This is a genomic window from Methanosphaera cuniculi (genome assembly GCF_003149675.1).
GTDB lineage: Archaea > Methanobacteriota > Methanobacteria > Methanobacteriales > Methanobacteriaceae > Methanosphaera > Methanosphaera cuniculi.
The window spans coordinates 31173-53827 of the sequence record NZ_LWMS01000048.1 but is presented as its reverse complement, the minus strand read 5'-3'; the positions used below and the strand labels follow the sequence as shown (position 1 = coordinate 53827).

The following is a 22655-nucleotide window of genomic DNA, read 5'->3' as shown; positions in this document are numbered from 1 at the left end:
ATCTTATATAATAATATAAATATAAAAAATTAAAATTTTTAATATAAAAAAAAAACTAAAAAGATATAGATGATTTATAATGAATAATGAAAAAATAATAGACAAACTAACTGAGGAAAACTTTGATTCAATGTTTGTATTTAAACCTGAAAATATTAAATACATATCAGACTTTTATCCAACAAGCTTTGCATATCTAGTAATAGCAAATGATGAACCAATATTATATGTAAATAGTATTGATAAACAAGATGCAGAAGCTCAAAGTAAAATTGAAACGTGTGATATTAAAAAATTATCAGAAATAAAAGATCTACTAGTAGGTAATATTGCAGTTGAAGGAAGTGTTGACTTTGAATATCTAAAATACTTAACTAATGACATTTCAAAGCTTAAAATGTCTGATGCAATAGAAAAAGCACGGATGATAAAAACATCTGATGAAATTGATAAAATTCGAAAATCTATAGAAATTGCTTCAAAATCAATATATGAAATTGACTTTACAAAATCTGAAAAATATGCAGCTGCAACACTTGAATTTAATATGAATATTAATGGTTCAAATAATCCTGCTTTTGATACTATTGTAGCATCAGCTGTACGTTCAAGTTCACCACATAGTGTTCCTACAGATAATAAGGTGGAAACTCCTATTGTGGTTGACTGGGGAGCACGCTATGATCATTACTGTTCTGATATAACACGTACATTTATAGATACAGAACGTCAAGAAGAAATATGGGATATTGTACTTGAAGCTCAAAAGGCAGCATATGATGTAGTAGCACCTGGTGTTAAATGTAGTGATGTTGATAAAGCTGCACGTGATGTAATTGCAGATTATGGTTATGGTGATTATTTTATTCATAGTACTGGTCATAGTTTTGGTTTAGATATTCATGAGTCACCAAATATATCATTTAATAATGATTCTTTACTTGAGGAGAATATGGTTATTACAATTGAGCCTGGTATTTATATTCCTGGAGAACTGGGTGTAAGAATTGAGGATGATGTTTTAGTTTCTAATAATCCTGAAGTTTTAACACGTAAACTTCCTAAAAAACTTGATTTTGTAATTTAAAATTTAAAAGATCGCTTTTTATTTTTTTCTTTTTTTATAATTTTTTTTGCTTATTTTAAAAAAATATAAATGTAATACTTTTAAGATATATTAGTAATAATTTTGTTATGTATAAAAAAATAATCAACATCACATCACAACTCATAAAAAACACAATATCAGAACAAAAACTAAATTCAATACAAGAAACACTCATAAAAATAAATTTCTATATAAAAATTGAAGAACTAGTCATAATAATAGTACTAATAAGTTTAATTTTATCCATCATAACATTCATAATATCATGGATATTAAATATCTCAAAACTTAGTTGTATAATAGCATTTTTCATACCAACAATTCTAATTATAAACTATATAATCTATAAAAATGAGAAAATTAAAGACAAAATAGAATCAGAACTACCACAATACCTAAATCAACTTTCAAGTCTTCTTAAAGTAGGACTAGGACTTGAATCAGCACTATATGAAATATCACAAAATACAAAAGGATATCTTAATAATGAAATAAAAAGAGCATTAACAGAAATACGATTTGGAAAACCATTTAATGAATCTCTACTAAATATAGCAAAACGAAATAAATCTGAAAACTTACATCATACATTTGAAATAATAATACATTCAAAAGAATCTGGAGCAAACCTTGCTGACATTCTAGTTATGATTTCAGAAGATCTTACAGAAAATATCATCCTAAAGCGTGAACGACGTGCAAGTATTATGATGTCTGTAATGTTTCTTTTAATATCATCAATTATAGCAATACCATTTTCATTTTCAATGATAAGTTTATATGCTGAATTTATTCAACATGCAGGACGTACAAATCCACTAATTGGAATAATGCCAATTGTCAGTATTGGATATATCATTATTCATTCAATTCTTATAAGTTTTCTACTTTCAATTGTAATGTATTCAAACTATAAAAAAGCACTACAATTTAGCCTCATAATAATACCAACCTCCCTTGGAATATATTATATAAGTGGCATATTTTTTAAAACTGTACTTCTTGGAGGACTTATATGAATTTTCTCGATGATAAAGCTCAAATATCAGTTGAATTAATTTTAATATTTGCATCTGTAATAATTGTAGTTGTTATTGCAATTAATATCTATAAAACATATCTTCTTGATATGGACACTGAAATTCGTGAAAATGAGTTAAGTAGTCTTATTTCAAGTCTTGATGAAATAAATAATCATATAAAAAATTAGAAAAAAAAGAAAAAAAATAAGATGAAGTATAATTTCTTAATCTTTAAGATATTGATCTACCATGTTACGTGTTTCATTAAGTGCTGCTACATCAAAATGTTGTGGAAGTGCTCCAAGATCACCTTCTACATCTTTTAGAATTCCTTCACCTGCACCTAAAAACATTCCTTCACTTGAAATTCCCATAAATGCTGTTGGTGGAAGAAGAGCAACAGCTACACGGTCATTATCTTTTACAGATAAATCATTTGTTATAACTGTTATTGCTCGACTTCCAAGATTAACATTACATACCATTAAATTATCTGTTCTTGGATGTTTACTTACACTTACAAGTTCACCAACTTTAATATCAACACCCATTACAGGATCATCAACTTCTCCAAGTCTAAGTCTATCAGGTAATCCTCTAAATGTATTAAAGAAGAATTTCATCTTAGAAAGTGGAAGTTCTATTTTTTCACGTTCTTCACGATTTAGTTCAGCTTGGAATTTCTTAGAGTAATCTTCACCACCAAGATTTTCAATAATTTCATCAATACTATTTAGTAAACTTTCCATTTGTGGTGTTTGAGCCATTTCTGCTGGTGTAATGTATGAATAATATAATGTTTGAATATCAGGATTCATATCTTTTGCAAGAAGTCGTACCTTTTTTTTATTCCATGATCCACGTAAATTTGATCCTTCAACAACTCGTATAAAGTCTTCTATTGACTTTTCTGCAACTTTTAATCTGTAATCTTTACTTGTATCCCACATGTTTAATCTCTCAATAAATATATAATAATATTCTAAAAAAATATTTTGTTATTCTATTAGTATTTTTTGTTTTTCATTTTATTTTATTATTTAGGGTTTATTTTATCTTTTATCTTAAATTTAGTATGATGAATGATAAATTTAATTTAAACTTTACTTTTTTAAAGAAAATAAATATATAATAAATCAAATATATATTATTAACAGTTTAGAAAATATTCTTTTTAATTGGAAAATATTAAAAAAAGAGAGAAAAAATATAGGATTTAATATAAATATTATTAGATACTTGAAAAATGTAAAAGAATATTTATATAAAAGAAAATTAAGGATTAACTTAAAAAAATCGAGTGTGATATAAAATGATACATTTAAAAAGTTTTTATGACAAAAGCATCTACAACACAGAAGGAAAATACGTAGGGAAAGTAAAAGAAGTAGTATTAAACATTAAAAAAGGAAGAATTTCATTTTTCAAAACCAAACCAATGGCAGAAGATACAAAAAGTGTTGGTGGACTACGTGATGTACTAAGAAACTCAATGAGATTAGTACCAGATGAGGAAGAAGAAGAACAACCAATTATGGCAGCAGAAGATATAATTGATATTCCATATGAAATTGTAACAGCAGTTGGAGATATTATAATTATTGACCAAAATAAACTTGCACAATACCATGCTGCTTTAAGTAAAAAAGCAAAAGCACCACTTCAACAACAACCAAAAATCTTCAATTAAAAAACAATCATTACAAAAAGTAGAATAAAAAAATTTAGGAGAAAGTGGATAATTTGATGAATATAGGTATCATAGGTTGTGGATCTATTGCCAAAACATTAGTAAATTTTCAATTAGAAGGAAAGATGGATGTTAATCTAGCATACTTCTATGATATGAATATAGAAAATGCAAGACAACTAGCAGACAAAATAGGAGCCAAAGCCATAAATTCTGTTGATGAATTAATAGAAAAAAGTGATTTAATACTCGAATCAGCATCACAAGGTGCTGTAAAATCAGTAATACCACAAGTAGTAGAAAGTGGTGTTGATGTAGTTATTATGAGTGTAGGAGCATTAATGGATGATGAATTTAGATGTAATCTTGAAAAATTAGCATCAGATAATAATGCAACAATATATCTTCCAACAGGTGCAATAACAGGTATTGATACTGTGAAAGCTGCACGTATGGGTGAGATATATGAAGTATCACTTACAACTAGAAAACCTCCTGTTTCACTTGGAATTACATTAGATGATGATAAAGAAAAAGTTTTATTTGAAGGAAAAGCATCAGAAGCAGTAGAGAAGTTTCCAAAAAATATTAATGTATCATCAACTCTTAGCTTAGCTTCAGGAATAAATGTTGATGTTAAAATAATTGCAGATCCTAAAATTAAGAATAATACTCATGAAATTCATCTTAAAGGAAGTTTTGGTGAATTAACCACTATAACATCAAATGTAAGTAGTCCTGAAAATCCAAAAACAAGTATGCTTGCAGCATTTTCAGCTGCTAGTTTACTTAATAAGTTATCAAAAACTATACAGATTGGATCCTAGAAGCAAAAAAAAAATTAATTTGTTTCTTTCTCTTTTTTTTAATTTTTTTTATAGAATAATAAAGGACTTCTTAAATTTAAAAATAAAATGGGGGAAATTAAAATAGTTCATTTTTCACGTATTGAAATTAAGGATTTATCAATAACAATCATTATAATAACACTAATTTTTGCATATCTTTTCAGTGACAATGGCAGTATGGGCTTATTTCTTATACTTATACCATTATCATTTATTGCTGTAGGACTAAGTTTCTTACTTCATGAATTAGGACATAAATTTGCAGCTCAGAAATATGGATTTTATGCAGAATTTAGAAAATGGAATTTAGGTCTTCTTCTTGGAGTAATAACATCATTTTTTGGATTTGTATTTCTAGCACCAGGAGCTGTATATATATCATCTCTTACTGGTCAAATTTCATATGAAGAAGATGGAATTATATCTCTAGCAGGACCTGTTATAAACTTAGTACTTGCCATAATATTCCTTGCACTTGGATTAATTATAGCACCATACATTCATACTTTTGGAATGTTTTATATATCCCTTATTTGTGCAATAGGTTTTAATGTAAACGCATTTCTTGCATTTTTTAACCTATTACCAATTCCAATGTTTGATGGATCAAAAATATTTAAGTGGAATAAAGCAATATGGCTTATAACAATCATATTTTCAGCATTACTCGTATATGCTTCACAAGTGATTTCATTTATATAAACTCCACTCTTTTTATTTTCTTTTTTTTAAATAATTAAAACATGCTTGAACATGATAAAAAGTTAACTTTATTACTATTTTTAAATAAAATATATAATAGTAAAAAAAACAAGAATAATAATATAATATTATTATTTTCACAAACGTTAAAAGAGAGATATATGCTTCTTTTAAGATAAAAGTCATTAAATTATGAATTCTTAATTTTTTAATTTATATATAATTAATAAAAAAATAAATTTAACGGAGAAACAAAAAAGCATGCCTCAAAATAACCCAAAAATATCTGTAATTATGCCATCATTAAATGTTGGAAATTACATAGAACAATGTATTAAAAGTGTACTAGATCAAACATTAACTGATTTTGAAATAATATGTATAGATGCAGGATCAACAGACGGGACAGTTGAAATACTACAAAAATATGCAAAAGAAGATTCAAGAATACAAATAATAAATACTGATAAGAAAAGCTATGGATACCAAGTAAATCTTGGAATAAGCAAAGCTCGTGGAGATTATATTGCAATTGTTGAAACTGATGACTATATTGACCCTAAAATGTTTGAAACATTATATAACCTGAATGAAAATAACACTGTTGATATCATAAAAGGAAACTTCTACCACCAATATGACTACTTAGATAATACTTTCACACTAAATATAGATCAAGCAAAAGATAGATTAGAAAATAATAGCTCATTTACATTAGATGATGAACCATTATTTATTGAAGGACACCCATCAATTTGGAGTGGAATCTATCGAAGAAAATTTTTAGAAGAAAATAATATCAAACTTCTTGAAGAACCAGCAGGTGGATGGGTTGATAATCCATTCTTCTATGAAACAGCAATGCTAGCTCGTAAAATCCGTTATATTCCAGATGCATTCTACTACTATCGAGAATCAAATCCAAACTCATCATCAAATACATTTAGTTCATTTACACTACCAATGAACCGAGTTCTTGACATATTTGATGTATTTAATAAACATGATTATAAAAATAAGGATGTTGAAAAACTATTTTATAACAGACTATTTAGATACATTGAAATAATACTTGAAAATAACAATATGGACATAAAAAACCTCGATATGCCAACACGAAGAAGTATAAATAAAGTACTAAAACAAGTAGATGAAAATAAAGTTAAAAAACTAAAACCTAACTTCCAAAAACTATACTACAAATACTCATCACCACTATTTATAATCGAATAAAAAAAAATTTAGATAAGATAAAAAAAAGAAGAGGAATAAGAAAAATGGTAAAAATCTCAATAATAATGCCAGTATATAATCAAGCAGAATTTCTAGAAGATACATTTAAAAGTATAACAAACCAAACACTAAAAGATATAGAAGTAATTTGTGTAAATGATGGCTCAACAGATGATGCACAACAAACACTAGAAAATCTTAAAATAAGATATCCATTCATAAAAATATATAAAACAGAAAATCAAGGATCAGGAAAAGCACGAAATTATGGGATTAAACAAGCAACTGGTGAATACATAGCATTTCTAGATGCAGATGATAGCTTCCTTGATGAAAAAGCATTAGAAAAAATGTACATGTATGGACATAAAAACAATGCAGATATAGTATGTGCAAACCTAAGACGAATAAAACAAGATAGAAGTATTGAAAAAGAATATGATCCAAAAGCAGCAAGATTTAGTTACTTCATACAAAAAGATGTACTAGAACCAGTAGAATATGGAATACCATGGGCATTTTATAAAAACATATACAAAACTAGTTTCATAAAAGATAACAACATACAATTCCCAGATCTTATACGAGGACAGGATCCAATATTCTTGGCAAACATTCTAACAACACTTGATGAAATACATGTAATAAACACAGACTTATATGGATATAACCACTCAGTAAGTGGGGGAGTAAATGTAAAAACCGACACTTACGAAAAAAAGGAAGCATACATTCAACACTTCAAAGACACAATGGACATACTAAAAGATGCAGGATTTGAATCTCCACTTAGAGAATATAAAAAAGAATTCATTAACTATCTGAAATTCCAGGATAACTTAAATGATGAACAACTACAACAAATAGTACCAAAAATCTTCAATAACCCTGATGAATACTTCCAAGATGATGAAATGTTCTTCATAAAATATCTGGAAAATCCTGAAACAAACCCTGAACTTGATGAATTTAAGGAAATTAAAAAATGCCTCTTTGAAGAAATACTACTATCTGATAACTTTATAGGATATGATATGCTACAAAAATATCTTAAATATAAAGATGAATTAAAAGATAAATACCCAGAGGATGAAGTTAGAAAAGCATCATATAATGTTATACAAAAAATAGCAACAGATGTAAACCAGGAATATGAAACACTAATGGATGATACAGAAAAACTTGACAAACAAATCAGAAAACAAAGAAAAATCAAAGATGAAATCATGACATCCAACAGCTGGAAAATGACAGAAGTACTAAGAAATCTAAGAAACAGAAACAAATAAGATTTACCTAAAAAAAAGATAAGTGGAGGAAATGATATAAAATGGTAAAAGTATCTGTAGTTATACCAGTATATAATGTGGAAAACTACTTGCGTGATTGCCTTGATAGTATAGTAAATCAAACATTAGAAGATATTGAGATTATCTGTATAGATGATGGATCACCTGATAATTCAATTGACATACTAAATGAATATGCTGCAAAAGATCCAAGAATGACTGTAGTACGACAAGAAAATGGTGGTCATGCTGTAGCTACAAATCGTGGAATGGATATGGCAACTGGTAAATATCTATTCTTAATGGATTCAGATGATATACTAGAACTTAATGCTCTTGAAGATTCCTATAAAAAGGCTGAAGAAAAAAATGTTGACTTTGTACTTTTTAAGGCAATAAACTATGATCATCCAAATGATCGTTACTATGAAACAGAAGTTTACTCAATGGATAAAATAGCAAAATGTGTTGGCGAAAATGTATTTAGTCATGAGGATATTGGAGATTTAATGTTTGAAGCAAGTGTAACACCATGGAGTAAACTATATAATCGTAAATTCATAATGGATAATAACATACGCTTCCCTGAAGGACTTATCTTTGAAGATAATGTTTTCTTCTATAAAGCATTATTTTGTGCTAAAAGAATATACTTCCTTAAGGAATTTTTATTTATCAGAAGATGGTATGCAACAAGTTCAACAACAGCAGGAGATCTAAGATTCCTTAACTCAATAGATGTAATAAATCTTATGATTAAAGTTTTCAAGGAATTTGATCAGTATGAAAGATATAAAAAACATCTGCTAAATCGTAAAGTATCACTTGGAATAATGAGATATAATAAAATCAAAGAACAATTTAAAGAAACATACTACCAAGCACTACGTGATGACTTCCTATTAATACTAAAAGATTCTGTATACTATAATGACTTAATTAGTAATGTAAATTATTCAAATAAGAAAATATTCCAACAAGTAATAATATCAGAAACACATGAAGAATTTGACTTACTTCGTAAAGCATATGCACAGGATATGGATAATGAGGATGAAAAGAAGATATTATTCCGTGATCTTTTAACTTATGAATTTACCAATTTTTCAGAAACACCTGAAGAATATAAACCAGCATACTTCAATCAGATAAAATCAAAGTTCACACAGCTAATAGATGATCCAAATCTTTATAATCAAATATTTAGGTATTTAAATTATAGAAATAAGAAAGTCTTTGAACGTGTAATGATAGCAGATAACTATGAAGAATACAAACTCATTAAAAAAGCATATGATGAAACACAAAGAGTACATTATTTCAAAAATCTTATCCAAAGAAAAACACGTGAATATAAACATGCTAAAAAACAAGCAGATGAATTACTAAATTCAAACAGTTGGAAAATAACAGAGCCACTAAGACGATAAATTATAACCCCCACCCCCCCCCCTCTTTTTTTTATCTAAATTTTTCTTTTTATGAGTTATATTTAAACTACAGTTATAGTTATAAAATATTTTATTTATTAATCAATCTTATTTAAATACAATTAATCATAAAACTAACTATTATATTGATAAAAAAAAATTTTATAAAGAGACTTTATTTTATGTTAAACGAATCACAAATTAAATATAAAAAGTCAACACACCGCACACAATCGCCTGAAGATACACTACATGATATTGAAAAAATCACAAAAGACATAGGATTAACAAGAACATCAAATATCACCCATCTTGACCGGATAAAAATACCAGTATTTACATCAGTAAGACCAATGGCAGAGGAAGGTGCTGTAAGTGTATATGCAGGAAAAGGACCAAATGAAACACATGCAAAAGTATCATCAATCATGGAAGCTATAGAAAGATACTCAGCAGAAATCCAGGATAGCGATAAATTCATAAACCAAAAATATAACCCTGAAACATCACTAGATCCTGAAAGTCTCATACTTCCAAAAGACATATACCATGATGATACACTTGAATGGACAAAAGGATATTCAATAAAAACAGGTGCTGAAATACTAATACCAGCAAATGCAGTATATCACCCATATAATAGTAGTGATGTTAAACATTTATTCTACTCAAATACAAATGGACTTGCCTCAGGAAATACAATTGAAGAAGCAATATTTCATGGAATGATGGAAGTAATAGAACGTGATGCATGGAGTTTATTTGAAGCATTTAGAAAAGTAAAACCTGAAATTATATGTGATAATACTCAAAATGAATACATACAAGAATTACTTAAGAAATTTAGTGATGCAAATGTATCAATAAAACTAATAGATCTAACATCTGATAATCAGATACCAACAATAGGAGCAGTATCAGAAGATTTAACTCTTAAAGATCCAGCACTACTAACTCTTGGAATTGGAACACATCTTGATCCAACAATAGCAGCAATACGTGCAATAACAGAAGTAGCACAAAGCCGAGCAACACAGATACATGGAACACGTGAAGATACAACACGTGCAAACTTACTACGTAATGCAGGATATGATCGTATGAAAAGATTAAATAAACACTGGTTTATGCAATCAGATAAACAAATAAATCTTGAAGATATGCCAAACATGTCACATGATACATTCCGTGAAAATATAGAATTTACAATGAAACAACTTGAAAAATCAGATGTAAATGATGCATACTATGTTGATTTAACACGTGATATTAAAATTCCTGTTGTACGTGTAATAATACCAGGAATGGAACTTTATAGTGTTGATACAATGCGTATTGGTGAAAGATTAAGACCAGAAAATGGATTTTATTAAAAAAAATAAATTACAAGGAAATAGATAATAATGAAACAAGCAATAGTAATGAGAACAGACCTTAAGATGGGAAAAGGAAAAATAGCAGCACAAGCATGTCATGCATCATTAAATGCATATAAAAAAGCAGACCGTTATGATAAAAGAAAATGGGAACATGAAGGACAAAAAAAAGTAGTACTTAAAGTAGGATCAGAAAAAGAACTTCTAAAACTTTTCCATGAAATAAAAAATACAACATCACTACCATGTACTCTAATAACAGATGCAGGACACACACAAATAGAACCATCAACAAGAACATGTATAGGAATAGGTCCAGCTTCTGATAAAGAAATAGATGCAATGACTGGACATTTAAAACTACTATAAAGTGATTATAAAATGGTTTATGTCATTAAAGTTGGAGGAAGTCTTTACCCTGAATATATAATGGACTTATATGAGGTATTTAGAAAATCAGATGAAAAGATTATCCTCATTAATGGTGGAGGAGAACTTGCAAATAAACTCCGTGAATATAACAATAAATATAACTTCACAGATGATACTAATCACTGGAATGCTATAATGTGTATGGATATAATAGGAAGTCAGATATGTGATATGTGTGATGATATTATAGCAGTTAGGAGTTTTGATGAAATAGATGAAGTACATAAAAATGGTAAAATTCCACTTATTTTATCATATGAATTACTAAAGAAATTAGATCCACTTGCTCATAGTTGGGATGTGACTAGTGATTCTATTGCATGTTGGATTGCACATAAGTTAAATGCGAAATTATTAATATTAACAAATATAAATGGTATATATAATGGTAACATTTACTCAAAAAACAAAAGGCTTATCCAAGATATAAGTCCAAATGAACTATTATTTTTTGATGAAACTTGTGTAGATAAATGTTTACCACGATTACTACTTGATTATCAAGTAGACTGTTTTATATTAAATGGAAAATATCCAGATAGGATTTTTCGATTTTTAAACAATCAATTTTCAGAAAATGAATTTTATACACATATAGGAGGAAAACTAAAATGGTAGAAGAAATGATTTGTACATCATGTAAACAAGAAATTTCACCAATAGATGAATACGTTAAATTCCACTGCCCAGAATGTGATTCTGTAATATACAGATGTCCTAAATGCAGAACTTTTGGTCACGAATACGAATGTGAATGTGGATTTAAAGGACCATAAGTTCGTCTATTAAATTAAAAACTTTAAAAAAAAATATAAAATTAAAAGGGAGGAAATCTATAATGTCTGATGTAGCAGCTATATTAAAAGTTATGCCTGAAAGTCCTGAAGTAGACTTAGAAGCATTAAAACAAACAATCCAAGATACAGTTGATAGTGATGTTCTTGAAAGAATTGAAGAAGAACCTATTGGATTTGGACTTGTTGCACTTAATGTAACTATTGTTGTTGACGATGGTGAAGGTGGAACAGAACCTGTAGAAGAAGCTTTAGCAAACATTGATGATATTCAAAGTGTTGAAGTTACAGATGTAAGAAGATTAATGTAAGTTTATTTACATATTATCTTCTTTTTTTTATATTGAAAAAACTACTATTTTTTTTAGAACTTTCTTATTTTAAATAATTTACACAAAAAACATAAGTATTACTTTTTATAAAATTAGTATTATTATTTTATTATGATTAATATATTTATAGCAATAATTCTAGGAATACTTGCTGGAATAATAACAGGAATGATTCCCTCATTACATGTTAATACAGTAGGTATTGTAATATTTTCAGCATCAACACTACTTTTAAATTATATTTCAGCATTGACAATTGCAAGTTTTCTTATATCAATTGCAATTACTCATGCTATGTTTGAATTTATACCATCAATAACAGTAGCAATTCCATCAGAAGATACCGTTATGTCAATTCAACCTGCACATAAGCTTCTTTTTGAAGGACGAGCATATGAGGTTATAAGACTTGTTAGTTTTGGTGGATATCTTTCAATAGTACTTCTTATTATAATAATGCCATTTTTATTTATAATTCTACCAATGATATATGATTTATTAAAGGATTATATTGGATATCTTCTTATTTTTATCATGTGTATTATTTTTATTAAAACGCGTGGTAATTATAATATCAAGCTTTTGTCAATTTTAGTATTTCTAATATCTGGTATTCTTGGCTGTATTATGCTAACAGGTAACGTTAGTAGTAATATTAGTCTATTATGTATGCTTTCAGGTCTTTTTAGTGTTAGTAATTTGATTTATAATTTTAATTCAAATAACATTATTCCACCTCAAAAAGAGGTTCATAGTGTTAATGTAGATAATAATTTTAAAAGATCTGTTTTTGCAGGTAGTATTTCAGGTTGTATTCTTGGTCTTCTTCCAGGACTTGGACCTGCACAAGGTACGATGATTGCTCAAGGTTTAACATTAAATAAGCATGTTACATCTGAGGATTTTCTTATTACAAATAGTGGTATTAATATTTCTGATACTTTGTTTTCTTTAATTGCAATTTATCTTATTAGTAATCCTCGTAGTGCTATTAGTGTTTATGTTTCAAATTTAATATCTGATATTACATTAGCCCATATTGTATTTTTTATTTTTATTAGTCTTGTGGTTGTTAGTGTTTGTTGTATGATGTCAATTATTATTGGTGATTATATTATTTCACACATGAATCGTGTTAATTTTAGGAAGCTTAACTTGATACTTATTGTTGGTATTACTTTTTTCATATTTTGTTATACTTTTTATGTGGGTGGATGTGTATGGTATGTTGGTATTTGTTATGTTGTTAGTATTGCACTTGGAATTATGGTAAATGTGCTTGGTTTAAATAAAAGTTTACTGATGGGAGTACTAATTATTCCATCTATTTTAACATATCTTGGAGTTATCTAGATTATTATAACTTCATTACATATTTTTTTAAGACAATTTACATATTTATCAACATCAATTCCTGGAAATGCATCAATAAAGCCAATGTCATATTTTTCATCAACTAAATTTGGAAGATCTAATATGTTTTCATTCATAATTTCATAGTTATCTGTGATGTTATTTATTTTAAGATTTATCTGTGTTGTATTTGTTGAATCTGAGTTTATGTCATTAAATAGTACTTTTTGTGCATTATTTTTTAGTGCATATATTCCAAGTGTTCCAGGTCCACACATTGCATCTATTATCTTTGGATTTTCATAATTTGTGAGTATTTGTGATATTTGTTCTATTTTTTCGTTGTTTGATTTTGCATATTCTATGTGTAGTTTACTTTGATCTTTATAAATTGGAATATATCCTTTATCTGTTTTTTGTATGTCACAGCGTATTGGACAGCCACTCATTAGTTGGTAGTTGTGTTTTTGTGTATTTTCATCTTTTATTCCAAGTGTTTGATTTATATCTCCTTTTATAACTGCTTTTATTTCAGGAACTTGTTCATATATTTGTTGTGAAGTTTTTAGATCTATTTGTGGTGTTATTATTACAAGACTTCTCTCTGGTAAATATGGTGGTTGTGTTAGTTCTATTGCTGGTGTTATTAGTGGCATTGCTGCTTTTCTTATTGATGCTGTTTTTATGATTTGTTCATTTTCTATCATTATTTTAAGAACATGTGCCATTACAACATCAATGTGTCTTTTGTTACATGTTGGACATCTTTCATATTGTGTGGTTAATTTTTCAAGTTTTATCTGTTTTCGTAGTGGCATTGCTTTTTTAAATGTTTTCTTGCTACATTCTTTACATGGTGTGTATTTTTCATCTATTGTTTTTAGTAGTTCATCTAAATTTTCTATACAGTTTTCATCACATTGGCATTTCATGTTTTTTATATTTGTTTTTAGATAGTTATATAACAAAATAAAAAGTAATACTTTTATAATTTAAAGTAATAAATAATATATTATAAAAAAACACATTATGAAACAAATACCACAATATAAAACCCAAAAAATAGAAAAACTAACAGAAAATGAAATACAACAATACCAACAAATCAAACAAAAAATAATACAACAAAACATCACAGACAATACACAAACCACACTAAAACAAAAAATCCAAGAAAACACAAAAAATACCAAAATAATACAAAAACTAATATCAGACATAAATCAATACGGAAAAATAGACCCACTTCTAAATGATGATGAACTCGAAGAAATCATGATAATAGGAGATAACAAGCCAATCTATGTATATCATAGAACAATAGGTATGATGATAACAGACATAACACTAAAAAACACAGAAATACGACAAATAATAGATAAAATAGCAAACAACACACAAAGAAAAATAGACAAACAAACACCACTACTTGATGCAAGATTAGATGACGGAAGTCGTATAAATGCAACAATACCACCCATAAGTGCAGATGGACCAACACTCACAATACGAAAATTCAAAAAAGATCCACTAACAATAATCGATCTAATAGAAAATAAAACACTAACATATGAACTAGCAGCATTTCTATGGCTTGTAATTGAAGGATGTGGAGTAAATCCATCAAACATCATAATTGCTGGAGGAACTGGATCTGGAAAAACAACAACACTAAATACACTAACACAATTCATCCCACCATATGAAAGAATAATATCAATTGAAGATACACTAGAGATGCAAATACCACACAAACACATAATACGAACCGAGACAAGACCACCTAATATAGAAAATAAAGGAGAAATAACAATGGATCTGCTTCTAAAAAACTCACTTAGACAACGCCCAGATAGAATAATAGTAGGAGAAGTAAGATCAAAAGAAGCAATAACACTCTTTAGTGCACTTAACACAGGACACAGTGGAATGGGAACACTTCATGCAAACTCAACACATGAAACCATAACACGCCTAACAAATCCACCAATGAATGTACCAAACATAATGATAAACTCAATAAACTTCATCATAATGCAAAAAAGATTATACAATCCACATCTTGGAACAATAAGAAGAATAACAGAAGTAGCAGAAGTTGTAGGAATGGAAAATAACAAAATACAACTAAATAAAATATACCAATACAACCCACAAAAAGATACAATAGAATATGTGGCAATCAATACAAATACACTAAATATAATAGCTCAACATAAAAACATGACAAAACAACAAATAAATGAAGAACTTATAAAAAGACAAAACTACCTAAAACAATACACCAACAAAAATCATAACATCAAAAAAGTACAACAATACATCGATCAATACTACTACAGATAAAAAAAAGTTATATTATGAAACAATTATTAATAAAAATCGGAAAAATAACACTAAAACACAAAAAGACCACCATTACTTTAAATAAAAAAGAAATACCTTCAGTTGATAATAAAATAACAGATGAGCTAATAAAAACACATGAAAATAAAATAAATATAAGAAAAATCTTACTACCACTACTTATAATACCATTAATATTACTTATAATACAACCACAAATAGGCATAGAAATACTTATCATCATAGCACTTTTAATCTTTGTTAAATATAAGATGCCAGAAATAAAACAGCAAAAAAGACAAAAAAACATACTAAAAGTACTACCATTTGCACTACGTGAAATGTCAACACAACTAAAAGCAGGAATAGGACTCTTTGATGCACTCCAAAGCATAGTTGAAAGTAATTATGGTGAATTATCTGAAGAATTTAAAATAACACTTAATGAAATACAATACTCAACAAACTACATTGATGCATTTAACAACCTATCAAAACGTGTTAATTCCCAGATATTTGACAACGTAATAAATCAGATAACACGAACACTTACAAATGGAGGAAATCTTGCTGATATTCTAAATACAATAGCAAATGAACATACACGTAACATGAAAATTAAGTATAAAGAATACTCAGAAAAACTAAACTCTGTAATGCTCATGTACATGTTTATAGCTGTATTAATACCTATAATACTATTTATCATGATAATTGCAGCAACAACAGTAATGGGTCCTATAATACAAGGAGAACTAGTAGTACTATTATATCTTATATTTTTCCCACTTATCATAATACTTATAATAATCTTCATTAAAAACATGGAACCTACCATATAAAAAAAAGGATAAAATAATAGAAAAAAGAAAACTATTAAACAATACAATCAAAAAAATATTTGAGGATGATGTGAAAAATTGAAAAAAGAAAACGATTTTATAAAAAACTTTAATGAAGATAGGGAAATTACCAGCCAATTTCTATTAATTGAAAAACAAATCAGAAAAACAAAAACAAACAAACCATACCTAGAACTTACAATACAAGATAAAACTGGAAATATAAAAGCTCGGATGTTTGATGGAAGACCACGAAAAATATATGAAAAATACCAGATAAACCAGGTTATTACAATAAAAGGAAAAATCCAGGAATATCCACCAGAATCAGGAAATTTTAACATACTAATAGATACAATATTTCCATCAAGAAAATATGATGAAAATGACTTCATACAAAAGGCTGAAAACTATGAAAAAAACCTGAAATATCTACAAGATACTCTTGATTCAGTTGAAGATACACAACTAACTATAGTACTTGATGCATTCTTTAAAGATCCTGAATTTTATGATAAGTTTATACAAGCACCAGCAGCAAAAATTCATCATCACAACTACCTAGGTGGACTACTTATACATACAAATGAAGTTGTAAAAATATGTAATGCTTTATCTGATATTTACCCAGAACTTGACCGACAACTTCTAGTTACAGGAGCATTACTTCATGATATTGGAAAAATAAAAACATACTCATATGATACAAATATTATTGACATAAATTATGAAGGACAAATGCTTGATCATCTTTATATTGGTGCTAATATGCTAGAAAGTAAACTAAGTAATCTTGATATTGATGATAAACTTAAAGTACAATTAATACATATGATACTATCACATCATGGAGAAAAATCTCTAGGATGGGGTTCAACTGTAGATCCTAAAATTCCTGAAGCCATAGCATTACATTATGCTGATGATATAAGTGCAAAACTAGCAAAAGCAACAAAATAGATGAAAAGAAATATTTTTTTATTGAAAAATAAATTTATAAATAGTTTTAATATAAATTAAATTAATAAAATAATAATAGAAAAATCAAATAATATTTAAAAATTAAAAAATACTTATATTTTTAATTAAAAAAAACACAAAAGGTGTCGAAATGGACAAAATCAAAATAGCAGTAGTAGGACTAGGTAACTGTGCTAGTTCATTAATTCAGGGAATAAACTATTATGCAGATAAAACAGAAGAAGACGTAGATGGATTAATGCATTGGTCAATTGATGGCTATAAACCATCAGACATTGAAGTAGTGGCAGCATTTGATATTGATGCTAGAAAAGTAGGAAAAGATGTAAGTGAAGCAATCTATGCAAAACCAAACTGTACAACAATATTCTACCCTGATATGGATAAAACAAATGTAACAGTTACAATGGGAAAAGTACTTGATGGTGTAGCACCACATATGAAAGAGTACAAAGATGATTCAACCTTTATAATATCAGAAGAACCTGAAAATGGTAAAGATGAAATTGTAAAAGTATTAAAAGAAAGTGGAGCAGAAATGCTTGTAAACTATCTACCTGTAGGATCTGATGAAGCAGGAAAATTCTATGCAGACTGTGCACTTGAAGCTGGAATTGCATTTATTAACTGTGTACCAATATTTATTGTAAGTGATCCTGAATATGAAGCAAAATTTAGAGATGCTGGAATACCATGTGTTGGTGATGATATTAAAGCACAAATTGGTGCAACAATTACACACAGAACACTTGCAAGCCTATTTGCAGACCGTGGAGTAAAACTTGATAGAACATACCAACTTAACACTGGTGGAAATACAGATTTCTTAAACATGCTTAATCATGATCGTTTAGCATCAAAACGTGAATCAAAAACAGAAGCTGTACAATCAGTACTTGCACAAAGACTTGATGATGATGACATACACATAGGTCCTAGTGACTATGTACCATGGCAAAAAGATAATAAACTATGCTTCCTAAGAATGGAAGGAAGAACCTTTGGTGATGTACCAATGAACATTGAACTAAGACTAAGTGTAGAAGATAGCCCAAATAGTGCAGGTTGTGTAATAGATGCAATTAGATGTTGTAAACTAGCATTAGATCGTGGAATTAGCGGAGCACTCACATCAATATCCTCATATGTAATGAAACATCCACCAATCCAATATCCTGATGATATTGCACATGATAAAGTAGATGAATTCATCGAAGGAAAACTTGAAAGATAGAATACAAATTCCTTCTTTCAAATATCTTTTTTTTATTTTATATCTAAATCATATCTTTTTTTCGAAAATATTCTAATTTTTTTAACTAAATTCATACCTATTTAAGTCATATTTACTAATTTTAAGGTTCATAAAAAGGTAATAATTAAAACGTACCCCTAAAAAAGTTTATATTTTAAAAATTAAATATTATAACAACAATATCATTGATAATAACAAAAAAAAGGGAGTTTTGAAAAAAAGATGCGTAATCGAAGTAAAATTATTATCATAATACTCATAATCATTGCACTTATAGCAGGAATATATTCATACACATCCTATGAAAACTATCAAAACATTACAATGAATGGACTTAAATGTGAAGTTCCAGAAAGTAATGTTAACATAACAAATAGCAGTGATTACCAGATATATGATAATACAAAAGATAATCTTAAAATAATAGTATATGATGAATATGAAACAAACAATACAAATGAAACCACAAGCTTTGATAAAGTAAAAAACACAGCACAAACTAATATAACAAGCCTAACAAAAGCAAATGTAACCTATAACAAATCACAAAGTGGACTATGTAGTTACTATGGAAACTACTCAGGACGAAACGTACTAATAACCACACCAAATGAAAACACACTAATACACATACTACAAACTCTAAAAGTAGAACCACTAGAAGTAAAAACAAGTAATGATACAAATGAAACAGTAAAAGAAGATACAACAAATAGTAAATCATCATCAGCACAAACAACAAAATCATCCAAATCATCATCAAAATCTTCAGTAAAATCATCTAAATCATCCTCTGGTGGACTTTGGTATGATAATGAATATGGTGGATGGTATGATAGTAATGGTAGAACTGCTTTTGAAGGACAATTCCCAAAAGGAACTTCAAGAAAAGAAGTTATTCGAACTCTTAAAGAAATTGGAGAAGGATAAACATATAACCACTTCTTTTAACCCCCATTTTAATTTTCCTATTTTTTAACCTATTTCATTAAAAAAAAATTAGCTATTTTTTCTAAGTTTTTATAAAATTAGTATTTTTTTTAAAAAGAGAAAGTAGTGGTGGTGAGTATAATAGTTTTTTTTATTCGTTTTTTATTACCTGTTTATGCTCATTATTTGGTATTACTTGCATTTTTCCATCAGGATATGTTACATTTAGTTCTTCACCATTCATTGCGTAGTGTAGGCATATTGCAAGTGCTGCTACTTCTGAGTGAGGTTGGTTTGTTACACTTAGATTCCAGTCTGCTAGTTCATAGACTTCTGTTGGTACTCGTGATCCTCCTACGATGATTAGTTTATCTTTACCATTATCTCTTATTTCTGGTATTACATCTTCCACATGTTTTCCATACATTGTTAGGTGGATTATTTCATATCCTTGTTTTTTATGGTCTTTTATTACTTTAATTGCTTTTGGATCATATTCTACTTGGAAGTCTCCTCCCCAGTTGTCTACTACGCTTTCTACTGATTCTATGATGTGTCTATCTCGTTCTCCACTGAGTATTACTTTGTCTGCTCCAAATGCTCGTGATGTTAGACATACATGTGTTGTTATTCTTGTGTCTCTTCCTAATCTATGATCTAATCTTAATACTGTTATCATTATATCTTATACCTCAAAAAAAATAAATCATCAAAATTCATTATAGGATTGCTATGCTCATGTTTAGTACTACAAATATTAGTGCTACAGCTCGTCCTATTTCATTTGATGCTCCTAGCATATCTCCTGTTACACAACCGAAGTTTTTCTCAGCTACCATTGCAAGATATAGTGCAAATATTACTGTTGCAAGTAATGATATTACTCCTATCTCTCCTAGTAGTAGATATGCAATTATGAATGCTATTATAATGTTTATTGATAATACTTTATAATCAATACCTTTTTTTATGTCTCGTGCAATTCCAGTATCATCTGTTGATCCAAATTCCATGGTTGTTATCATTCCTGTTTTTGCACATAATTCCATAAGAATTACAGTTTGAATTATTTCATTTACAGGTACTGATGCTAGTGCTGCTATTGTGATAATTGCTACAATAAAAAATGTTGCAATTCCACCTGTTCCCACCATTGAATCTCGCATTACATTTAATCGTTTCTGGTGATCTCCATGTACCATGAGACCATCACCTAAGTCCATTACACCATCAATATGATTAAATCCTGTAAACCATATTAAAAATGAATAAACTATTGCTGCAGATAATATTAATGGTAAACTAAGTAGATCATATACAATGTATGCTATGATAGCTCCAATTACTCCAATTAGTAGTCCTACATATGGCCAGATGAATACATTTCCTTGCATCTCTTCGAGTGTTACAAATCTTTTTATTGGTATTCTTGTTGAAAATCCTATTATTCCAAGTATTCCATTTATTGATGGTTTAATTATTGCATTTTTTCTATACTTTGCCTTTGCCATGTTATATTTCACCTCCATAATTTATTATGTTTTATTAGTCATATTTGTTATTGTTGCTGTGATTAAGCCTATTATTATATTATCATCAATTGTTATGTGTGGTAGTTTTTGATATATTAAGTTGAGTGTGTTTGTTGTGTCTTTTGTTATGTTTGCTATTGGTTTTGTTATTATTTTTTTATAGTCTGGCTTTTGTGTTTGTAGTTCAGATATTGTATTATTTTTTATGTCATCTTTTAGATGTAAGCTCATGTTAAGATATGCTATTATGTCAGGATTTTTAAGTAGTTCTAGAAGTATATTGTTAAATTGTTGTATGTCTATGTTTTTATCAAATTTTAGAGCTAATTTATCTATCATATCTAGTGTTATATGATGATCTTCGAGTGTTTGTATGATCTTTATAGGATAGTTTAGATTTTGTAGTGATTCATTTAGTGCTTCATCTAATATTTCTTTAACTTCATAAAATAGTGATATATCATATGGTAGGTATTTTTCTGATTTTCCCCTGCATGCTATGTACACTACATTATAGAAGTTTCCTAGTTCATTATCTAGCTTATCTTTTGCTATTGCATTGTTTTTCCAGAGTGTAGTTGATATTGTCTGATGTATTGTATTATATATGAATAGCATTGTTATATTATCAAGTTTTTCATCAATAAGTACTGATATGTTTGTAAAGAATTTATCTTTAAATTTCTCAATTGATGAAATTACTGATATTCCATGTCTTTGGATTACTACACGTTTAAGTTCTGGATTGTTTGAATAGTGGTTGTTAAATGATTTTTTATTTTGAAAATCATATCCATGTATATTTCCAAGAATATACATATCTTCATCTGATTCTATTTTTATTCCATTATCTATTTTTGATGTAGATATTCCTTCAATGTCAATTTTCATAATTATATTCTTAACTCACCTCCAACTATTTTTTTTAACAAACATGTAATTAATAGATTTATTTGTTGTATCATAAAAGTATTTTAACTAATATTTCATTTTATATGGAAATTTGCTTTAAAAATAGTCTTATTTTATTAAGAAAACTTTAAAAATTACATAATAGCATATATATAAAATATAATTTTCAAAAATCATATTTATAAAAAAAAGATTAACTTACTCATGCTAAAATAACTAAAAAAAAATAAATTACTTTATTAGGAGGA

The 22655-nt window shown here is 27.9% G+C and carries 25 protein-coding genes; 20 read left to right on the top strand and 5 right to left on the bottom strand.

The genetic code is table 11. The annotated features are described in order from the left end of the window. Positions 1-79 precede the first annotated feature (79 nt). From MSCUN_RS08180 to MSCUN_RS08170, 3 genes are all read left to right on the top strand, one after another. Positions 80-1087, top strand: a complete 1008-nt coding sequence (locus MSCUN_RS08180; RefSeq protein ID WP_095608913.1) for a M24 family metallopeptidase — start codon at positions 80-82, stop codon at positions 1085-1087. 107 nt (positions 1088-1194) lie between these two features. Further along, the gene (locus MSCUN_RS08175) at positions 1195-2127 is read left to right on the top strand and encodes a type II secretion system F family protein (RefSeq protein ID WP_095608912.1); all 933 of its coding nucleotides are present in this window, start codon (positions 1195-1197) and stop codon (positions 2125-2127) included. Further along, positions 2124-2318: a class III signal peptide-containing protein gene (locus MSCUN_RS08170; RefSeq protein ID WP_095608911.1), complete on the top strand. Its 195-nt coding sequence runs from the start codon at positions 2124-2126 to the stop codon at positions 2316-2318. The genes MSCUN_RS08175 and MSCUN_RS08170 overlap by 4 nt, the downstream gene beginning before the upstream one ends. A gap of 36 nt (positions 2319-2354) precedes the next feature. On the opposite strand, the gene MSCUN_RS08165 is transcribed toward MSCUN_RS08170, so the two are convergent. Next, positions 2355-3080, bottom strand: coding sequence for a tRNA-binding protein (locus tag MSCUN_RS08165; RefSeq protein WP_095608910.1), 726 nt, complete (start codon positions 3078-3080; stop codon positions 2355-2357). Positions 3081-3442: 362 nt separating this feature from the next. Between MSCUN_RS08165 and MSCUN_RS08160 the strand changes: the two genes are divergently transcribed. From MSCUN_RS08160 to MSCUN_RS08105, 12 genes are all read left to right on the top strand, one after another. Then, positions 3443-3820, top strand: a complete 378-nt coding sequence (locus MSCUN_RS08160; RefSeq protein WP_095608909.1) for a PRC-barrel domain-containing protein — start codon at positions 3443-3445, stop codon at positions 3818-3820. A gap of 56 nt (positions 3821-3876) precedes the next feature. Next, entirely contained in the window at positions 3877-4647 is a 771-nt protein-coding gene (locus tag MSCUN_RS08155; RefSeq protein ID WP_095608908.1) for an aspartate dehydrogenase, read from the top strand. Positions 4648-4734: 87 nt separating this feature from the next. Further along, positions 4735-5370 (top strand): site-2 protease family protein, encoded by a 636-nt coding sequence (locus MSCUN_RS08150; RefSeq protein ID WP_245837657.1) that lies wholly within the window; start codon positions 4735-4737, stop codon positions 5368-5370. A gap of 261 nt (positions 5371-5631) precedes the next feature. Beyond that, positions 5632-6603 (top strand): glycosyltransferase family 2 protein, encoded by a 972-nt coding sequence (locus MSCUN_RS08145; RefSeq protein ID WP_095608907.1) that lies wholly within the window; start codon positions 5632-5634, stop codon positions 6601-6603. Between the two features lie 44 nt (positions 6604-6647). Further along, positions 6648-7892 carry a glycosyltransferase family 2 protein gene (locus tag MSCUN_RS08140; protein WP_095608906.1) on the top strand — a complete coding sequence of 415 codons (1245 nt, stop codon included), beginning with the start codon at positions 6648-6650 and terminating at the stop codon, positions 7890-7892. Between the two features lie 41 nt (positions 7893-7933). Next, positions 7934-9322 carry a glycosyltransferase family 2 protein gene (locus MSCUN_RS08135; RefSeq protein WP_095608905.1) on the top strand — a complete coding sequence of 463 codons (1389 nt, stop codon included), beginning with the start codon at positions 7934-7936 and terminating at the stop codon, positions 9320-9322. Positions 9323-9504: 182 nt separating this feature from the next. Next, a complete protein-coding gene (locus tag MSCUN_RS08130) occupies positions 9505-10695 on the top strand; it encodes a YcaO-related McrA-glycine thioamidation protein (protein ID WP_095609143.1) in 1191 nt (396 codons plus the stop codon). Between the two features lie 30 nt (positions 10696-10725). Beyond that, complete coding sequence (pth2, locus tag MSCUN_RS08125) at positions 10726-11067, top strand: peptidyl-tRNA hydrolase Pth2 (RefSeq protein WP_211305562.1); 342 nt, start codon at positions 10726-10728, stop codon at positions 11065-11067. 12 nt (positions 11068-11079) lie between these two features. Beyond that, on the top strand, positions 11080-11748 hold the full coding sequence (locus MSCUN_RS08120; protein WP_095609145.1) for an amino acid kinase family protein: 669 nt from the start codon (positions 11080-11082) through the stop codon (positions 11746-11748). Beyond that, complete coding sequence (locus MSCUN_RS08115; RefSeq protein WP_095609146.1) at positions 11742-11906, top strand: zinc finger domain-containing protein; 165 nt, start codon at positions 11742-11744, stop codon at positions 11904-11906. The genes MSCUN_RS08120 and MSCUN_RS08115 overlap by 7 nt, the downstream gene beginning before the upstream one ends. Before the next feature lie 62 nt (positions 11907-11968). Beyond that, on the top strand, positions 11969-12235 hold the full coding sequence (locus MSCUN_RS08110) for an elongation factor 1-beta (protein WP_095609147.1): 267 nt from the start codon (positions 11969-11971) through the stop codon (positions 12233-12235). A gap of 132 nt (positions 12236-12367) precedes the next feature. Further along, positions 12368-13609, top strand: coding sequence for a tripartite tricarboxylate transporter permease (locus MSCUN_RS08105; RefSeq protein WP_095609148.1), 1242 nt, complete (start codon positions 12368-12370; stop codon positions 13607-13609). On the opposite strand, the gene MSCUN_RS08100 is transcribed toward MSCUN_RS08105, so the two are convergent. Next, positions 13606-14541: a 50S ribosomal protein L11 methyltransferase gene (locus MSCUN_RS08100; RefSeq protein WP_143744878.1), complete on the bottom strand. Its 936-nt coding sequence runs from the start codon at positions 14539-14541 to the stop codon at positions 13606-13608. The two genes, MSCUN_RS08105 and MSCUN_RS08100, sit on opposite strands and share 4 nt — an antisense overlap. A gap of 97 nt (positions 14542-14638) precedes the next feature. Between MSCUN_RS08100 and MSCUN_RS08095 the strand changes: the two genes are divergently transcribed. From MSCUN_RS08095 to MSCUN_RS08075, 5 genes are all read left to right on the top strand, one after another. After that, entirely contained in the window at positions 14639-15955 is a 1317-nt protein-coding gene (locus tag MSCUN_RS08095; protein ID WP_095609150.1) for a CpaF family protein, read from the top strand. A 14-nt stretch (positions 15956-15969) separates the two neighbouring features. Further along, positions 15970-16797, top strand: coding sequence for a type II secretion system F family protein (locus tag MSCUN_RS08090; RefSeq protein WP_095609151.1), 828 nt, complete (start codon positions 15970-15972; stop codon positions 16795-16797). A gap of 78 nt (positions 16798-16875) precedes the next feature. Further along, the gene (locus tag MSCUN_RS08085) at positions 16876-17757 is read left to right on the top strand and encodes a 3'-5' exoribonuclease YhaM family protein (protein ID WP_095609152.1); all 882 of its coding nucleotides are present in this window, start codon (positions 16876-16878) and stop codon (positions 17755-17757) included. Between the two features lie 151 nt (positions 17758-17908). Beyond that, complete coding sequence (locus MSCUN_RS08080; RefSeq protein WP_095609153.1) at positions 17909-19012, top strand: inositol-3-phosphate synthase; 1104 nt, start codon at positions 17909-17911, stop codon at positions 19010-19012. Positions 19013-19255: 243 nt separating this feature from the next. Continuing rightward, on the top strand, positions 19256-19963 hold the full coding sequence (locus tag MSCUN_RS08075) for a hypothetical protein (protein ID WP_095609154.1): 708 nt from the start codon (positions 19256-19258) through the stop codon (positions 19961-19963). A gap of 151 nt (positions 19964-20114) precedes the next feature. Here the strand turns inward: MSCUN_RS08075 and MSCUN_RS08070 are convergent, their stop codons facing one another. Genes MSCUN_RS08070 through MSCUN_RS08060 form a run of 3 tightly spaced genes read right to left on the bottom strand, consistent with a single transcriptional unit; the run spans position 20115 to position 22386 of the window. Then, on the bottom strand, positions 20115-20642 hold the full coding sequence (locus tag MSCUN_RS08070; RefSeq protein WP_095609155.1) for a tRNA (cytidine(56)-2'-O)-methyltransferase: 528 nt from the start codon (positions 20640-20642) through the stop codon (positions 20115-20117). Positions 20643-20682: 40 nt separating this feature from the next. Beyond that, positions 20683-21474 carry an adenosylcobinamide-GDP ribazoletransferase gene (gene cobS / locus MSCUN_RS08065; protein ID WP_170104134.1) on the bottom strand — a complete coding sequence of 264 codons (792 nt, stop codon included), beginning with the start codon at positions 21472-21474 and terminating at the stop codon, positions 20683-20685. Between the two features lie 24 nt (positions 21475-21498). Next, positions 21499-22386, bottom strand: a complete 888-nt coding sequence (locus tag MSCUN_RS08060; protein ID WP_095609157.1) for a hypothetical protein — start codon at positions 22384-22386, stop codon at positions 21499-21501. Positions 22387-22655 lie beyond the last annotated feature (269 nt).

What these genes read in the sequence shown, in the direction of transcription:
- MSCUN_RS08180 (WP_095608913.1), top strand. Translation starts at nt 80, where the DNA reads ATGAATAATGAAAAAATAATAGACAAACTAACTGAGGAAAACTTTGAT.
- MSCUN_RS08175 (WP_095608912.1), top strand. Translation starts at nt 1,195, where the DNA reads ATGTATAAAAAAATAATCAACATCACATCACAACTCATAAAAAACACA.
- MSCUN_RS08170 (WP_095608911.1), top strand. Translation starts at nt 2,124, where the DNA reads ATGAATTTTCTCGATGATAAAGCTCAAATATCAGTTGAATTAATTTTA.
- MSCUN_RS08165 (WP_095608910.1), bottom strand. Translation starts at nt 3,080, where the DNA reads ATGTGGGATACAAGTAAAGATTACAGATTAAAAGTTGCAGAAAAGTCA.
- MSCUN_RS08160 (WP_095608909.1), top strand. Translation starts at nt 3,443, where the DNA reads ATGATACATTTAAAAAGTTTTTATGACAAAAGCATCTACAACACAGAA.
- MSCUN_RS08155 (WP_095608908.1), top strand. Translation starts at nt 3,877, where the DNA reads ATGAATATAGGTATCATAGGTTGTGGATCTATTGCCAAAACATTAGTA.
- MSCUN_RS08150 (WP_245837657.1), top strand. Translation starts at nt 4,735, where the DNA reads ATGGGGGAAATTAAAATAGTTCATTTTTCACGTATTGAAATTAAGGAT.
- MSCUN_RS08145 (WP_095608907.1), top strand. Translation starts at nt 5,632, where the DNA reads ATGCCTCAAAATAACCCAAAAATATCTGTAATTATGCCATCATTAAAT.
- MSCUN_RS08140 (WP_095608906.1), top strand. Translation starts at nt 6,648, where the DNA reads ATGGTAAAAATCTCAATAATAATGCCAGTATATAATCAAGCAGAATTT.
- MSCUN_RS08135 (WP_095608905.1), top strand. Translation starts at nt 7,934, where the DNA reads ATGGTAAAAGTATCTGTAGTTATACCAGTATATAATGTGGAAAACTAC.
- MSCUN_RS08130 (WP_095609143.1), top strand. Translation starts at nt 9,505, where the DNA reads ATGTTAAACGAATCACAAATTAAATATAAAAAGTCAACACACCGCACA.
- pth2 (WP_211305562.1), top strand. Translation starts at nt 10,726, where the DNA reads ATGAAACAAGCAATAGTAATGAGAACAGACCTTAAGATGGGAAAAGGA.
- MSCUN_RS08120 (WP_095609145.1), top strand. Translation starts at nt 11,080, where the DNA reads ATGGTTTATGTCATTAAAGTTGGAGGAAGTCTTTACCCTGAATATATA.
- MSCUN_RS08115 (WP_095609146.1), top strand. Translation starts at nt 11,742, where the DNA reads ATGGTAGAAGAAATGATTTGTACATCATGTAAACAAGAAATTTCACCA.
- MSCUN_RS08110 (WP_095609147.1), top strand. Translation starts at nt 11,969, where the DNA reads ATGTCTGATGTAGCAGCTATATTAAAAGTTATGCCTGAAAGTCCTGAA.
- MSCUN_RS08105 (WP_095609148.1), top strand. Translation starts at nt 12,368, where the DNA reads ATGATTAATATATTTATAGCAATAATTCTAGGAATACTTGCTGGAATA.
- MSCUN_RS08100 (WP_143744878.1), bottom strand. Translation starts at nt 14,541, where the DNA reads ATGAAATGCCAATGTGATGAAAACTGTATAGAAAATTTAGATGAACTA.
- MSCUN_RS08095 (WP_095609150.1), top strand. Translation starts at nt 14,639, where the DNA reads ATGAAACAAATACCACAATATAAAACCCAAAAAATAGAAAAACTAACA.
- MSCUN_RS08090 (WP_095609151.1), top strand. Translation starts at nt 15,970, where the DNA reads ATGAAACAATTATTAATAAAAATCGGAAAAATAACACTAAAACACAAA.
- MSCUN_RS08080 (WP_095609153.1), top strand. Translation starts at nt 17,909, where the DNA reads ATGGACAAAATCAAAATAGCAGTAGTAGGACTAGGTAACTGTGCTAGT.
- MSCUN_RS08075 (WP_095609154.1), top strand. Translation starts at nt 19,256, where the DNA reads ATGCGTAATCGAAGTAAAATTATTATCATAATACTCATAATCATTGCA.
- MSCUN_RS08070 (WP_095609155.1), bottom strand. Translation starts at nt 20,642, where the DNA reads ATGATAACAGTATTAAGATTAGATCATAGATTAGGAAGAGACACAAGA.
- cobS (WP_170104134.1), bottom strand. Translation starts at nt 21,474, where the DNA reads ATGGCAAAGGCAAAGTATAGAAAAAATGCAATAATTAAACCATCAATA.
- MSCUN_RS08060 (WP_095609157.1), bottom strand. Translation starts at nt 22,386, where the DNA reads ATGAAAATTGACATTGAAGGAATATCTACATCAAAAATAGATAATGGA.